This is a genomic window from Pseudomonas sp. JR33AA, assembly GCF_021378985.1.
Classification (GTDB): Bacteria; Pseudomonadota; Gammaproteobacteria; order Pseudomonadales; family Pseudomonadaceae; genus Aquipseudomonas; species Aquipseudomonas alloputida.
In genome coordinates this window covers 109,221-123,895 of record NZ_JAJSAW010000008.1, presented here as the reverse complement: position 1 = coordinate 123,895, position 14,675 = coordinate 109,221, and the positions used below count along the sequence as shown (strand labels likewise).

The 14,675-nt window shown below is 62.6% G+C and carries 9 protein-coding genes; 3 read left to right on the top strand and 6 right to left on the bottom strand.

The genetic code is table 11. The annotated features are described in order from the left end of the window. Nucleotides 1-39: 39 nt before the first annotated feature. Entirely contained in the window at nucleotides 40-615 is a 576-nt protein-coding gene (locus tag LVS58_RS15085) for a DUF2780 domain-containing protein (protein ID WP_233691747.1), read from the top strand. 141 nt (nucleotides 616-756) lie between these two features. Here LVS58_RS15085 and LVS58_RS15080 read toward each other — a convergent pair whose 3' ends face one another. Continuing rightward, on the bottom strand, nucleotides 757-1,644 hold the full coding sequence (locus LVS58_RS15080; protein WP_233691746.1) for an acyltransferase: 888 nt from the start codon (nucleotides 1,642-1,644) through the stop codon (nucleotides 757-759). 181 nt (nucleotides 1,645-1,825) lie between these two features. Here LVS58_RS15080 and rloA2 point away from each other — a divergent pair, with 181 nt between their 5' ends. Beyond that, nucleotides 1,826-2,326, top strand: coding sequence for a retropepsin-like aspartic peptidase RloA2 (gene rloA2 / locus LVS58_RS15075; protein WP_233691745.1), 501 nt, complete (start codon nucleotides 1,826-1,828; stop codon nucleotides 2,324-2,326). Between the two features lie 70 nt (nucleotides 2,327-2,396). Here rloA2 and LVS58_RS15070 read toward each other — a convergent pair whose 3' ends face one another. From LVS58_RS15070 to aceE, 5 genes are all read right to left on the bottom strand, one after another. Further along, a complete protein-coding gene (locus tag LVS58_RS15070; protein ID WP_233691744.1) occupies nucleotides 2,397-3,020 on the bottom strand; it encodes a glutathione S-transferase in 624 nt (207 codons plus the stop codon). Between the two features lie 3 nt (nucleotides 3,021-3,023). After that, nucleotides 3,024-3,692 (bottom strand): peptide-methionine (S)-S-oxide reductase MsrA, encoded by a 669-nt coding sequence (gene msrA / locus LVS58_RS15065; protein ID WP_233691743.1) that lies wholly within the window; start codon nucleotides 3,690-3,692, stop codon nucleotides 3,024-3,026. Nucleotides 3,693-3,859: 167 nt separating this feature from the next. Continuing rightward, nucleotides 3,860-6,550, bottom strand: a complete 2,691-nt coding sequence (locus LVS58_RS15060; protein ID WP_233691742.1) for a putative bifunctional diguanylate cyclase/phosphodiesterase — start codon at nucleotides 6,548-6,550, stop codon at nucleotides 3,860-3,862. A 362-nt stretch (nucleotides 6,551-6,912) separates the two neighbouring features. Then, nucleotides 6,913-8,559: a dihydrolipoyllysine-residue acetyltransferase gene (gene aceF / locus LVS58_RS15055; protein ID WP_233691741.1), complete on the bottom strand. Its 1,647-nt coding sequence runs from the start codon at nucleotides 8,557-8,559 to the stop codon at nucleotides 6,913-6,915. A gap of 13 nt (nucleotides 8,560-8,572) precedes the next feature. Next, a complete protein-coding gene (gene aceE / locus LVS58_RS15050; RefSeq protein WP_010951693.1) occupies nucleotides 8,573-11,218 on the bottom strand; it encodes a pyruvate dehydrogenase (acetyl-transferring), homodimeric type in 2,646 nt (881 codons plus the stop codon). A gap of 383 nt (nucleotides 11,219-11,601) precedes the next feature. Between aceE and glnE the strand changes: the two genes are divergently transcribed. Beyond that, the gene (glnE, locus tag LVS58_RS15045; protein WP_233691740.1) at nucleotides 11,602-14,535 is read left to right on the top strand and encodes a bifunctional [glutamate--ammonia ligase]-adenylyl-L-tyrosine phosphorylase/[glutamate--ammonia-ligase] adenylyltransferase; all 2,934 of its coding nucleotides are present in this window, start codon (nucleotides 11,602-11,604) and stop codon (nucleotides 14,533-14,535) included. Nucleotides 14,536-14,675 lie beyond the last annotated feature (140 nt).

Below are 14,675 nucleotides of genomic sequence, written 5' to 3'. Positions count from 1 at the left end.
CTCATTCCCCGGCCATCCCGGCCCACGAGGTCCCTCCCAATGAAAGCATTCACCCTGGCAACCCTGATGACCCTGGCCGCAAGCCCGGTGTTTGCCTTCAACCTCAGCGACGCCGCCAGCGCGGTGTCTGCCATGCAAAACCAAAAGCAGCAAGGCCAGGTGCAGGCCCCTGAGGCGCAGGCCAATTTGCTTAATACCCTGGGCAGCGAATTGAAGATCACTCCTGAACAGGCCGTGGGCGGGGCGGGGGCGATGCTGGGGTTGGCGCGCAATAACCTGAGCAGCGATGACTATGGGCAACTGACCAAGGCGGTGCCGGGGCTGGACCTGCTGGCCGGGGCCAATGCGCTGGGCGGCTTGAGTGGCCTGGGTGATTTGCTGGGCAAGAACAGCGAGAGCCAGTCGGCGTTGAGCAACGCACTGGGCAACAACGTGGAAAACCGTAGCGACCTGGACAATGCGTTCAAGGCACTAGGTATGGATACCGGGATGATCGGGCAGTTTGCGCCGTTGCTGCTGCAGTATCTGGGGCAGCAGGGGATTGCCGGGGCGTTGTTGCAGAATCTGGGGAGTTTGTGGACCACACCAGCGCCTTTGGCTCAGCCCTCGGTCTGACGGTCGGGTGAGGATTCTTGCGCTGCCTGGACGGGCCTCTTCGCGGATGAACCCGCTCCCACAAGGCATGCCTGAATGCTGCGGTGCCCAGTTGTAGGAGCGGGTTCACCCGCGAAGAGGCCCGTTCAGGCGGCAAAGATCTCAGCCCATCTCAGCCCGCAGCTGCTCGATCCGCTGGTCCTTCGCTACCCACAACTGGTTGACCCAGGCCTGCACCGTCTGGCGAAACTCAGGATCATTCTCGTAATCCCCCGCCCACAACGCCGGGTCCAGCTCCCGCACCTGAATGTCGATAATCACCCGGCTGATGCCGCCAGTGAGCAAGTCCCAAAACCCCGGTGCCTGGTTGCCGGGATACACGATGGTCACGTCCAGCAGCGCATCCAACTGCTCACCCAACGCCGCCAGCACAAACGCCACCCCACCCGCCTTGGGCTTGAGCAGGTAGCGATATGGCGACTGTTGCTCCTGGCGCTTTGCCTCGGTAAAGCGCGTGCCTTCCAGGTAGTTGACCACGGTCACCGGCTGGCGCTTGAACAGCTCGCAGGCGGCCTTGGTGATTTCCAGGTCCTTGCCCTTGAGCTCGGGGTGCTTTTCCAGAAACGCCTTGCTGTAGCGCTTCATGAACGGGTAATCCAGCCCCCACCAGGCCAGACCCAGCAGCGGCACCCAGATCAGCTCTTTCTTGAGGAAGAACTTGAAGAACGGTGTGCGGCGATTGAGGCTTTCGATCAGCGCCGGGATATCGACCCAGGTCTGATGGTTGCTCACCGCCAGGTACGAGGTGCCCCTGTGCAGGTTCTCGACGCCGCGGATATCCCACTTCGTTGGAATGCACAGGGCAAAGATGGCCTTGTCGATTTCCGACCAGGTTTCGGCCACCCACATCACTGCCCACGAGGCGTAGTCACGCCCACGGCCCGGCAGCACCAGTTTGAGCAGGGCGAAGACCAGCAGCGGGCAGATCAACACCAAGGTGTTGAGCAGCAGCAGCGTGGTAGTGAGAATGCCGGTCAGCAGGCGGCGCATAAAGAGACTCTTGTTGTAGGAGATAAATGGTAGGCAATGATATGCAGGGCAGTGGCTTACGCCAAATGTCCAATGCCCTGCGGTGGCAACAAATGTTTCACATTATGTTGATTAGGCTTGTGACAGCGAACCTACCTGCCCAGTGCAGTCTAAGCACTGACCCTTTCAAGGAAGCCTGCTTGTGAAATCTCTATTAGCCATGTTGTCGCTGTTGGCGCTGCCGGTGATGGCCGCCGAACCCACTATCTACGGCCGTTACGAGAATATTGCCTTGCCTGAACTGGGCGAAACCCTGAAAGCCAAGATGGACACCGGTGCCTTCACCGCGTCGTTGTCGGCCAAGGATATCGAGCTGTTCACCCGCGATGGCGACGAGTGGGTGCGCTTCCGCCTGGCGACCAAGGACTCGGACGGCAAGGTGTACGAGCACAAGGTCTCGCGCATCAGCAAGATCAAGGGCCGTGCCGACGAGGAAGACGAAGGCGATGCGCCGGAAATCTCCAAGCGCCCGGTGGTCGATCTGGAGCTGTGCCTGGGTGATGTGAAGCGCACCGTCGAGGTGAACCTGGTGGACCGCAGCAGCTTCAATTACCCGCTGCTGGTGGGGTCCAAGGCACTGCGCGAGTTCAAGGCGGCGGTCAACCCGGCCAAGAAGTTCACCGCGGGCAAGCCGAGCTGCTGACCTGAAGTTTGGTCGGGCACTTGTAGGAGCGCCCCGGCGAGGCCGCTCCTACAAGAGATTGCGGCGTCTGTCAGGCAGCCGGCGCTGTGGCGACCATCGACGGCCGCTTGACCACCTCGGCATACCACGCCGCCAACCCTGGCTGGCGCTCACGCCAGCCAAACCCGGGCTGGCGCAAGTCCAGATAGCCCAGCGCACAGGCCACGCCAATCGCCGCCAGGTCGAAGCCGGAGATCAGCTCCGGCAAGTGCTCCTGCTCCAGATTGGCCAGGCTACGGCGGATCTTGTCACCCTGCGCCTGCAGCCAGCCATCCCAGCGCTTGTCTTCTGGCCGCAGGAAGCTCTCATACCGGCTCGACACCGCCGCATCCATGATCGCGTCGGCCTGTGATACCAAGGTCATGCGCCGCCAGCGCGCCGAGCCTTCTCGCGGCAGCAGCGGCAGGCCAACGTGCTGCAGGTCGAGGTACTCGCAGATCACCCGGCTGTCATGCAGCACGGTGCCGTCTTCCAGGCGCAGGGCCGGGATCTTGCCGATCGGGTTATCCAGGTTGAGCTGCGGGTCGCCACTCACTGGGCTGATGTTCACCGGCTGCAGTTGCACCCGCTCAAGCTGGCCGGTTTCGTGCAACACCACCATGACCTTGCGCACGAAAGGCGACAACGGCGAGTGGAACAGGGTCATCGTGCTCATGCTTCAGTTACCTTGCAGGCTGGGTGGCAGGCACACGCCGGTACCGCCGATGCCGCAGTAGCCGTCCGGGTTCTTGGCCAGGTACTGCTGGTGGTAGGCCTCGGCGAAGTACACGGTCGGCGCCTGGTCGATCTCGGTGGTGATCTGGCCGAAGCCGGCCTTGGTCAACTCGGCCTGGAAGGCGTCGCGGCTGGCCTTGGCTTGTTCCAGCTGTTGCGGGCTGGTGCAGTAGATGGCCGAGCGGTACTGGGTGCCGATGTCGTTGCCTTGGCGCATGCCTTGGGTCGGGTTGTGCAGCTCCCAGAACATTGCCAGCAGTTCGCGGTAGCTGACCTTGTCCTTGTCGAACACCACCAGCACCACTTCGGTGTGGCCGGTCAGGCCTGAGCAAACTTCTTCGTAGGTGGGGTGCGGGGTGAAGCCGCCGGCATAGCCGACCACGGTGCTGACCACCCCTTCACGCTGCCAGAAGCGGCGCTCTGCGCCCCAGAAGCAACCCAGGCCGAAGATGGCGAAGTCGATGGCGCCTTCGAAGAATGGACCGAGCAGGGGGGTGTCTTTGAAGACGTAGTGGAACTCGGGCAGGCTCATTGGCGTTTCGCGGCCAGGCAGAGCCTGTTCCGCGGTTGGCATGACGTTTTTGTTCACCAGGATTTCCGAACGCAGGACCATGACCGTTCCTCTGTCTTTATTCAGTGGGTAGGGGATTGGGCATTCGCGGGCATGCCCGCTCCCACAGGTACAGCACAGGTTTCAAAGGTTGTGGTGTTCCTGTGGGAGCGGGCGTGCCCGCGAAAGGGCCCGAATGGCTTCTATAGTGCCCGAGGTTTAAGCCGCTGTCAGGCCACCGGGCCACGCGGGTAGCGCTTCAGTCGCTCAGCCAGTTCGCGCCCCGGAATAGGCCGATCAAACAGGTAACCCTGGCCCACGTCGCAGCGGTGGCGGCGCAGGAACGCCAGCTGCGCCGGCGTCTCGATCCCTTCGGCCACCACCTTCAGCTTCAGGTTGTGGGCCATGGCCACCACCGCCGAGGTGATTTCCATGTCGTCCTGGTTGTCGGGGATTTCGTTGATGAAGCTGCGATCGATCTTGAGGGTGTCGATCGGAAACTTCTTCAGGTAGCTCAGCGACGAATAACCGGTGCCGAAGTCGTCCATGGCCAAGGTCAGGCCCAGGGCCTTCAGCTCGTCAAGCTGGCGGTGGGTGTCTTCGCTGGCTTCCAGCAGCAGGCCTTCGGTCAACTCCAGCTCCAGCAGGTGCGGGGGCAGGGCTTCTTCCTTGAGGATGGTGCTGATCGACGCCACCAGATCCGGGTCGGAAAACTGTTTGGGGGACAGGTTGATGGCTACATGCAGGTTGCCCATGCCGGCCTTGCGCAGTTGCTGGCTCATGCAGCACGCCTGGCGCACCACCCATTTGCCGATAGGGATGATCAGGCCGGTTTCCTCGGCCACGCTGATGAACTGGTCCGGGCGGATCATGCCGCGTTCGGGGTGGTTCCAGCGCAGCAGCGCCTCCAGGCCCAGCAGGCGACCGCTGCGCAGGCACAGCTTGGGCTGATAGAACACTTCCAGCTCATTCTGGGTCAGGGCACGGCGCAGGTTATTCTCGACGAACAGCTTGTAGCTGGCTTCGGCATTGAGCACTTCGGTAAACACCTGTACCTGGTGTTTACCGTTGGCCTTGGCCTTGTGCAATGCAAGGCCGGCATTCTTCATCAGGCTGGCCGGGTCGACGCCGTGCAACGGTGCACAGGCCAGGCCTACCGAGGCGGTGACGTTGATCAGCTGGTTGTCGACGAACATCGGCTTGTCGAGGGTGCACAGCAACTGCTGGGCAACGCCTTGGCCATCTTCAATGCTGGTGTCGTCGAGCAGCACGGCGAACTCGTTACTGGCAAAGCGCGCCAGGATGCCACCGCTGTGCAGGCTGTTGCGCAAACGCCTGGCCAGGCTGATCAGCAGTTTGTCGCCGGTCTGGTGGCCAAGGCTGTCGTTGATGCGTTTGAAGTTGTCGATGTCCACCAGCAGCAGGCACATCGAGCTTTCGCCATCGCGGGCGAAGCGCTCGTCCAGGCTGCGGATGAACGCCGGGCGGTTGCCCAGGTTGGTGAGGTTGTCGGTGTAAGCCAGGCGTTCGATGCGTTGCTGGGCCAGCTTGGTCTGGGTGACGTCTTCGTAGATGCCGATGTAGTGGGTCAGCTCACGGTTGTCACCATACACCTTGGAAATCGACAACTGGCCCCAGTACGGCTCCAGGTTTTTGCGCCGGCTCTTGAACTCGCCCTGCCAACTGTTGCCCATGGCCAGGCTCGACGGCGAGTCGAACAGCAGTTCGCTGAGGTTCTCCAGTGCCGGGAGCTCACCCAGCTGGCGGCCCTGCACTTCGTCGGTACTGTACTGGGTGATGGCGGTGAAGCTGGGGTTGACGTACTCCACCCGGCCGTCGCGGTTCACCAGCAGAAAGGCGCTGGCGCTTTGCTCGACCGCCCGCTGGAACAGGTGCAGGGCGCTGGCCGCGGCCCGTCGTTTGTGGCTTGTAATCACTTGGGCGAACTGGTCGGCCAGCTCGCCGGCAAAGGCAATTTCGTCCGACTGCCAGGCCCGTGGCTGGCCGGTTTGCTCCAGGCACAACACGCCGATCACCTGGCCATCAACACGGATGCTGGCGTCGAGCATGGCCTTGTTTTCCGGGCGCATGCTTTGCGCCAGGGCGCGCGTGCGTGGGTCGTGGCCGGCGTTGTGAGCGTCGATGGCGCGGCTTGCGTGCAGTGCATCCAGGTAGTCGGGGAAGCGGCTGGCATCGATGGCTTCGGGCTGGCGATGCTCCTGGGCGTCGCGGTACCAGGCGATGATCGGTTCCAGGCGTTGGTCTTCCAGGTGCCAGATGCTGGCGCTGTCGACCTTGTAGATTTCGCAGGCGCTCTGGGTGATCAGCTGGGCCGCTTCGAGCAGCGAGTTGCCCGCGCTGTAGCGATGGCGGGCAAGGCGCAGGATAAGGTCCTGCTGGCCGCGCACCCGCTCCAGGTGCTCCAGCTGTTCCTGCTGCGTGCGCTGGTTCAGCTGCAGGGCCAGTTGCAGGCGGTTGTTGCGTGACTCCAGGTCGCTGGCGCCGGGTTCGCCGGCCTCTTCCTGCTGGTCGTCAAGCACGCTCAGGTAGCCGCGCAGCAGCTGGCGGTTGTGCTGCTTGTAGGCTTCACCCGCTTCCAGCAGGCGCAGCGAAGTGCTTGGCGTGTGCAGGGTGTAACGCACGCGATAGTAGCCGCGCTGGGCCAGTTGCGACTGGATTTCGTCGTGCAGCCGGTAGCGTGCTTCGGGTTCCATCAGGCTGGCGTAGGGCGCGTCAATCAGGGCACACAGCTCGCCGGTTTTCAGGCCGAACTGGCGCTCACAGGCCGGGTCTAGGTAGAGCATGGCCCAGGTGGCTTCGTTGAGCCTTTCGAAACGCAGCATGCCGAGCCGCGAGGGCACGGGTAACTGTGTCACGACCTCGGCCGCCACACGGCTGGCGGCATCGGGTTGGCTTTTCATCGAAGACTCGCTTGAAGAGGGAACGCTGCCTTGTGGCTGCGGCTGGTTTGGCAAGGTTGCATCATGTCCTGAGGGCTGGCAAGCGGCCATGTGTGATGCTGTGGACAGGTTATCGGCTGAGGTGGCCGGTTCTGCAGTTTGGCTGGAGATTTTGGGGCCGCTTTGCGGCCCATCGCGACACAAGGCCGCTCCCACAATGGACTGCGATTGCCTGTGGGAGCGGCCTTGTGTCGCGAAAGGAGGGCGAAGCCCTCCCAGCTTTTTCCAGGCAAAAAAAAGCCCCGCCAATCGACGGGGTTGAGGTACGAGCGTGGCAGCTCGAAAAGGGTACTGCCCCTCGCAAGGAGGGGCAGTGTGCTGACTTACAGCAGCATGGTGCGGATATCACCCAGCACGTCGCCCAGGCGCTTGGTGAAGCGCGCGGCGGCAGCGCCGTTGATCACACGGTGATCGTAGGACAGCGACAGCGGCAGCATCAGCTTTGGCTGGAAGGCCTTGCCATCCCAGACTGGCTGCATGGTCGCCTTGGAGACGCCCAGGATAGCCACTTCCGGCGCATTGACGATCGGCGTGAAGCCGGTGCCGCCAATGTGGCCGAGGCTGGAGATGGTGAAGCAAGCGCCTTGCATCTCGTCGGCCGACAGCTTCTTGGTGCGCGCCTTCTCGGCCAGTGCAGCGGCTTCGGCAGCCAGTTGCAGCAGGCTCTTCTGGTCGACGTTCTTGATCACAGGGACCAGCAGGCCGTCCGGGGTGTCCACGGCGAAGCCGATGTGCACGTACTTCTTGCGGATGATGGCCTTGCCGCTTGGTGCCAGCGAGCTGTTGAAGTCCGGCAGTTCCTTGAGCAGGAAGGCGCAGGCCTTGAGCAGCAGTGGCAGCACGGTCAGCTTCACCCCAGCCTTCTCGGCCACGGCCTTCTGCGCAACGCGGAAGGCTTCCAGCTCGGTGATGTCGGCGGAGTCGAACTGGGTCACGTGCGGCACGTTGAGCCAGCTGCGGTGCAGGTTGGCAGCACCGACCTGCATCAGGCGGGTCAGGGCCACTTCTTCCACTTCACCGAACTTGCTGAAGTCCACGGCAGGGATTGGCGGGATGCCAGCACCACCGGTCGCTCCGGCGGCTGCCGGTGCTTCCTTGGCCTTCTGCATCATGGCCTTGACGTAGACCTGCACGTCTTCTTTGAGGATGCGACCGTGCGGGCCGGTGGCAGCAACTGCACCCAGCTCGACACCGAATTCACGGGCCAGCTGACGAACAGCGGGGCCTGCGTGAACCTTGGCATTGCTGCCAGCGGCCGGTGCGGTCGCAGCCGGTGCAGGGGCAGCAGCCGGGGCAGCAGCGGCAGGTGCGGCAGCCGGAGCAGCCTCAGCCTTGGCAGGTGCATGAGCAGGTGCAGGAGCAGGTGCCGGCGCGGCAGCCGGGGCTGCACCCGCCACTTTCAGCTTGAAGATCAGGTCGCCAGTGCCGACTTCGTCTTCCAGCTTGCACAGCACTTCTTCGACCACGCCGGCAGCCGGCGACGGGATTTCCATGGAGGCCTTGTCGGACTCCAGGGTAATCAGCGACTGGTCGGCTTCGACGGTGTCGCCGACTTTGACCAGCACTTCGATGATCTTGGCCTTGCCCGACGAACCGATGTCCGGCACGTGGATGTCCTGCACGCTGGCAGCAGCCGGGGCTGCGGCCGGAGCAGCAGGCGCGGCTTCAGCGGCTGGCGCTGGCGCTGCAGCCGGAGCTGCGGCAGCGGCCGGTGCCTCAGGGGCCGCAGCAGCGGCGCCCTCAGCTTCCAGGACCAGCAGCTCGTCGCCTTCTTTCAGGCGGTCGCCCAGCTTGACCTTCAGTTCCTTGATGACGCCGGCCTTGGGCGCCGGAATTTCCATCGAGGCCTTGTCGGACTCCAGGGTCAGCAGGCTCTGGTCAGCCTCGATACGATCACCGACCTTGACGAACAGCTCGATGATTTCACCTTCACCGCTGCCGATGTCAGGTACGCGAATGAGTTCGCTCACTTAAAAATACTCCTCAGCAGTCCAGGGGGTTGCGCTTGTCCGGGTCGATACCGAACTTGACGATAGCGTCTGCAACAACCTTGGGTTCGATCTCGCCACGGTCAGCCAGGGCTTCCAGGGCAGCCAGCACCACGAAGTGGCGGTCGACTTCGAAGAAGTGACGCAGCTTCTTGCGGCTGTCGCTGCGACCGTAACCGTCGGTACCCAGGACTTTGAACTCTTTGCTCGGTACCCACTGGCGAATCTGTTCGGCGAACAGCTTCATGTAGTCGGTAGAGGCGATGACCGGGCCTTTGCGACCGTTCAGGCACTGCTCGACGTAGGTCTGCTGTGGCTTCTGGCCAGGCTTCAGGCGGTTGGCGCGTTCCACGGCCAGGCCGTCGCGGCGCAGTTCGTTGAAGCTGGTGACGCTCCACACGTCGGCACCGACGTTGAACTCTTCACGCAGGATCTTCGCGGCTTCGCGGACTTCGCGCAGGATGGTGCCGGAGCCCATCAGCTGTACGTGGTGCGCGGCTTCGCGGGTGTCCTCTTCCAGCAGGTACATGCCCTTGATGATGCCTTCCTCGACACCGGCCGGCATGGCTGGCTGCTGGTAGGATTCGTTCATCACGGTGATGTAGTAGAAGATGTCCTGTTGCTCTTCCGTCATCTTCTTCATGCCGTCCTGGATGATCACCGCCAGCTCGTAGCCGTAGGTCGGATCGTAGGTGCGGCAGTTCGGGATGGTGCCCGCCATCATGTGGCTGTGACCGTCTTCGTGCTGCAGGCCTTCACCGTTGAGGGTGGTACGGCCGGCGGTACCGCCGATCAGGAAGCCACGGGTGCGGCTGTCGCCAGCGGCCCAGGCCAGGTCGCCAATGCGCTGGAAACCGAACATCGAGTAGAAGATGTAGAACGGCAGCATCGGCTGGTTGTGGCAGCTGTACGAGGTACCGGCAGCGATGAACGACGACATGGCGCCGGCTTCGTTGATGCCTTCCTCGAGGATCTGGCCCTTCTTGTCTTCGCGGTAGAACATCACCTGGTCTTTATCGACTGGCTCGTAGAGCTGGCCGACCGACGAGTAGATGCCCAACTGACGGAACATGCCTTCCATACCGAAGGTACGGGCTTCGTCCGGGATGATCGGAACGATGCGCTGGCCAATGTCCTTGTCCTTGACCAGCTGCGCCAGAATACGCACGAAGGCCATGGTAGTGGAGATTTCGCGGTCACCCGAGCCGTCCAGGATCGCTTTCAGCGTTTCCAGTGGCGGGGTCGGCACGCTGAAGCTCTTGGCACGGCGCTGCGGTACGAAGCCACCCAGGGCTGCGCGGCGCTCGGCCAGGTACTTGGCTTCGGCAGAGCCTTCTTCCGGCTTGAAGAACGGCAGGTTCTCCAGGTCGGCATCCTTGACCGGGATGTCGAAGCGGTCACGGAAGTGACGCAGGCTGTCGACGTCGACCTTCTTGGTGTTGTGCGCGGTGTTCTTGGCTTCGCCAGCACCGGTGCCGTAACCCTTGATGGTCTTGGCCAGGATGACGGTCGGCTGCTCTTTGTGGTTCACAGCCTGGTGATACGCCGCATAGACCTTGTACGGGTCATGACCGCCACGGTTGAGCTTCCAGATCTCTTCGTCGGACAGGTCTTCGACCATGGCCTTGAGTTCCGGGGTGTTGAAGAAGTGCTCGCGAACGTACGCGCCGTCTTTGGCTTTGTAGTTCTGGTATTCGCCGTCGATGACTTCGTCCATGCGGCGCTGCAGGGCACCGTTGGTGTCCTTGGCCAGCAGTGGGTCCCAGAAACGGCCCCAGACGACCTTGTTGACGTTCCAGCCACCGCCACGGAACACGCCTTCGAGTTCCTGGATGATCTTGCCGTTGCCGCGAACCGGGCCGTCGAGGCGCTGCAGGTTGCAGTTGATGACGAAGATCAGGTTGTCCAGCTTCTCGCGGCCGGCCAGGGCGATTGCACCCAGGGATTCCGGCTCGTCGCACTCACCGTCGCCCATGAAGCACCAGACCTTCTGCTTGCCGGCCGGGATGAAGCCGCGGGCTTCCAGGTACTTCATGAAGCGTGCCTGGTAGATCGCCTGGATCGGGCCCAGACCCATCGAAACGGTCGGGAACTGCCAGAAGTCAGGCATCAACCATGGGTGCGGGTACGAGGACAGGCCGTTGCCGTCCACTTCCTGACGGAAGTTGTTCATCTGGTCTTCGCTGATGCGGCCTTCCATGAAGGCACGGGCGTAGACGCCAGGCGAAGCGTGGCCCTGGAAGAAGATCAGGTCGCCGCCGTGTTCTTCGGTAGGGGCCTGGAAGAAGTAGTTGAAGCCGATGTCGTACAGGGTGGCACTGGAGGCGAAGCTAGAGATGTGTCCGCCCAGGTCCGAGTCTTTCAGGTTGGTACGCATGACCATGGCCAGCGCGTTCCAACGCACCATCGAGCGAATGCGGCGTTCCATGAACAGGTCGCCAGGCATGCGTGCTTCGTGGGTGACAGGGATGGTATTGCGGTATGGCGTGGTGATGGCATACGGCAGCTGAGAGCCACTACGGGTGGCCAGCTCGCCCATACGGGTCATCAGGTAATGAGCGCGGTCTTCGCCTTCTTTGTCGAGGACCGACTCCAGGGCATCCAGCCATTCCTGGGTTTCGATTGGATCGAGGTCTTGCATGGCTTGCTCCAGGGCGGAAAGGCAACCAGAATCGATTGCCTGAGATTGCGACTGGCCTTATGGGCAGACGTCGTGAATTCTTGGATTACCGGGGTGTCTTCCGGCGCGTTGTAGTTTTACTACATTTGCTTTCGCATTTCATGCTTTTACACGACACGAGTAGTAGTAAAACTACATTTGTGCGACGTTTGGTCGCACCTTGGCTTGTGAGGAAAAACGTTCATGTTGGTTGGCATTGTGTCGCGAACGGGTGGTTCTTGATGTTTATTGCCAAGTTTTCGTTTTTTTCAGCTATTTCCAACTTTTGTACGACAGTCCAACCGTGGTCCGGCTTCCCCTTGGCCGCTTTTTCCCCTCTATTTCACGCCGATCAAGGATAGACCATGCGCCTACCTTTGCCCTCCGATCTGCCTGCCACCTTGCAGCCACTGGTCACTCGCAACCAGCAGTTCATCAGCGATGCCGTGGCCGGCCACCCCGAACTCGACCTGCAGGCCTGGAGCCCGCTGCACCGGCAGCAGTTCGACCAGGTGGCTGCTGCCAGCGAGTTCGTGCTCAGCCTGGCCCAGCGCGAGCCCGCCATGCTGTTCGCCCTGCTGGCCAGTGGCGAGCTGGAGCGGCGGTACGCCCCGGGTGAGCTGCGCGGGCAGATCGCCGCAACCGCCCAGGCGGCACAGAGCGAGGACGAGCTGGCGCGCAATCTGCGCCGCGCGCGCAACCGCCAGCAACTGCGCATTATCTGGCGCGACATTACCCGTCAGGCGGAGCTTGGCGAAACCTGCCGTGACCTGTCGGACCTTGCCGATGCGGCCATCGACGAAGCCTACCAATGGCTGTACCCGCGCCATTGCCAGCAATTCGGCACGCCCATCGGCAACCGCAGCGGCCAGCCGCAGCACATGGTGGTGCTGGGCATGGGCAAGCTGGGTGCGGTGGAGCTTAACCTGTCGTCGGACATCGACCTGATCTTCGGTTTCCCGGAGGGCGGTGAAACCGAAGGGGTGAAGCGCTCGCTGGATAACCAGGAGTTCTTCACGCGCCTGGGCCAAAGGCTGATCAAGGCGCTGGACCCGGTCACCGTCGACGGCTTTGTATTTCGCGTTGACATGCGCCTGCGTCCCTATGGTTCGGCGGGTGCCCTGGTGCTCAGCTTCAATGCACTGGAGCAGTACTACCAGGACCAGGGCCGCGACTGGGAACGTTACGCGATGATCAAGGCGCGGGTGGTGGCCGGCGACCAGGCGGCCGGCGCGCAGTTGCAGGAGATGCTGCGCCCGTTCGTGTACCGCCGCTACCTGGACTTTTCCGCAATCGAAGCGCTGCGCACCATGAAGCAGCTGATCCAGCAGGAAGTGCGGCGCAAGGGCATGGCCGAGAACATCAAGCTGGGTGCCGGTGGTATTCGCGAAGTGGAGTTCATCGCCCAGGCCTTCCAGCTGATCCACGGCGGCCGTGACCTCAGCCTGCAGCAGCGGCCGTTGCTCAAGGTGCTGGCCACCCTGGAAGGCCAAGGCTACCTGCCGCCAGCAGTGGTGGCCGAGTTGCGCGAAGGCTATGAGTTCCTGCGGTACACCGAGCACGCCATCCAGGCCATTGCCGACCGCCAGACGCAAATGTTGCCGGAAGGTGAGACCGATCAGGCACGCGTGGCCTACGTGCTCGGTTTTGCCGACTGGCAGAGCTTCCACGACCAGTTGATGTACTGGCGTGGCCGTATCGACTGGCATTTCCGCCAGGTCATTGCCGATCCGGATGATGAAGACGGTGAAGGCGAACTGGTGGTAGGTGGTGAGTGGTCGCCGTTGTGGGAGCAGGCGCAGGATGAAGAAGCCGCCGGCCGGCAATTGCAGGAGGCTGGCTTCAAGCAACCCGCCGAAGCCTTGAGGCGCCTGGCTGGGCTGCGTTCCAGCCCGCAGTTGCGCTCGATGCAGCGCATCGGCCGTGAGCGACTTGACGCATTCATCCCACGGCTGCTTGCCCAGGCGGTGGAGCATGACGACCCCGACCTGGTGCTTGAGCGGGTGTTGCCATTGGTCGAGGCTGTGGCAAGGCGTTCTGCCTACCTGGTACTGCTGACCGAAAACCCCGGTGCCTTGCGCCGCTTGCTGACGCTGTGCGCCGCCAGCCCGTGGATTGCCGAGCAGATTGCCCTTTACCCGTTGCTGCTCGACGAACTGCTCAATGAGGGCCGCTTGTTCAGCCCTCCCTTGGCGCCAGAACTGGCCAGCGAGCTGCGCGAGCGCCTGACGCGCATCCCCGAGGACGACCTGGAACAGCAGATGGAGGCGCTGCGCCATTTCAAGCTGGCCCACAGCCTGCGCGTGGCCGCCTCGGAAATCAGCGGCAACCTGCCGTTGATGAAAGTCAGCGACTACCTGACCTGGCTGGCTGAAGCCATCCTCGACCAGGTGCTGGCCTTGGCCTGGCGCCAGACCGTGGCCCGTCACGGCCAACCCAAGCGCAGCGACGGCAGCCTGTGCGACCCGGGTTTCATCATCATCGGTTACGGCAAGATGGGCGGCCTGGAGCTGGGCCACGGTTCGGACCTGGACCTGGTCTTCATCCATGACGGCGATCCACAGGCGGAAACCGACGGTGCCAAGCCTATCGACAGCGCGCAGTTCTTCACGCGTCTGGGGCAGCGCATCATCCACCTGCTGACCACCCAGACCAACTCGGGCCAACTGTACGACGTGGATATGCGCCTGCGCCCGTCCGGCGCGTCGGGCCTGCTGGTCAGCTCGCTGGGCGCCTTCGAGCGCTACCAGCAGAATGAAGCCTGGACATGGGAACACCAGGCGCTGGTACGGGCCCGTGTGCTGGTGGGTTGCAAGCAGGTGGGTGCGGCATTCGAAGGTGTGCGCGCCAAGGTACTGGGCCAGGCCCGCGACCTGGAAAAACTGCGCGGCGAGGTGAGTGAAATGCGTGCCAAGATGCGTGACAACCTCGGTACCAAGGCTACGGCTGCCGGTACTGCGGCGAACGCCTTCGACGCCGGCGTACCCTTCGATATCAAGCAGGATGCCGGCGGTATCGTCGATATCGAATTTATGGTGCAATACGCCGCTTTGGCCTGGTCCCATGAGCATCCGGCCATACTTCGATGGACCGATAACATCCGCATTCTGGAAGAGCTGGAGCAGGCGAACTTGATGCCGGCCAGTGACGCGGTGCTGTTGCGTGAAGTGTACAAGGCGTTCCGCTCGGCCTCCCACCGCCAGGCCCTGCAAAAGCAGGCCGGGGTGATCGATGCGGCGCAGTTTGCCGATGAACGCCGTGAAGTGCGGCGGATCTGGGGTGAACTGGGGCTGACTTGAGTTTTCTGGGGCCGCTGTGCGGCCCTTTCGCGACACAAGGCCGCTCCCACAATTGGCCGGCGTATGCAGTACCTTGTGTGGGAGCCGCTTTGTGTCGCGATGGGCTGCAAAGCAGCCCCAAAGGCTCATGCCTCACCACC

Coding starts and splice junctions, on each gene's coding strand:
- LVS58_RS15085 (WP_233691747.1), top strand. CDS start 40: ATGAAAGCATTCACCCTGGCAACCCTGATGACCCTGGCCGCAAGCCCG.
- msrA (WP_233691743.1), bottom strand. CDS start 3,692: ATGGTCCTGCGTTCGGAAATCCTGGTGAACAAAAACGTCATGCCAACC.
- aceE (WP_010951693.1), bottom strand. CDS start 11,218: ATGCAAGACCTCGATCCAATCGAAACCCAGGAATGGCTGGATGCCCTG.
- LVS58_RS15060 (WP_233691742.1), bottom strand. CDS start 6,550: ATGAAAAGCCAACCCGATGCCGCCAGCCGTGTGGCGGCCGAGGTCGTG.
- LVS58_RS15070 (WP_233691744.1), bottom strand. CDS start 3,020: ATGAGCACGATGACCCTGTTCCACTCGCCGTTGTCGCCTTTCGTGCGC.
- glnE (WP_233691740.1), top strand. CDS start 11,602: ATGCGCCTACCTTTGCCCTCCGATCTGCCTGCCACCTTGCAGCCACTG.
- LVS58_RS15080 (WP_233691746.1), bottom strand. CDS start 1,644: ATGCGCCGCCTGCTGACCGGCATTCTCACTACCACGCTGCTGCTGCTC.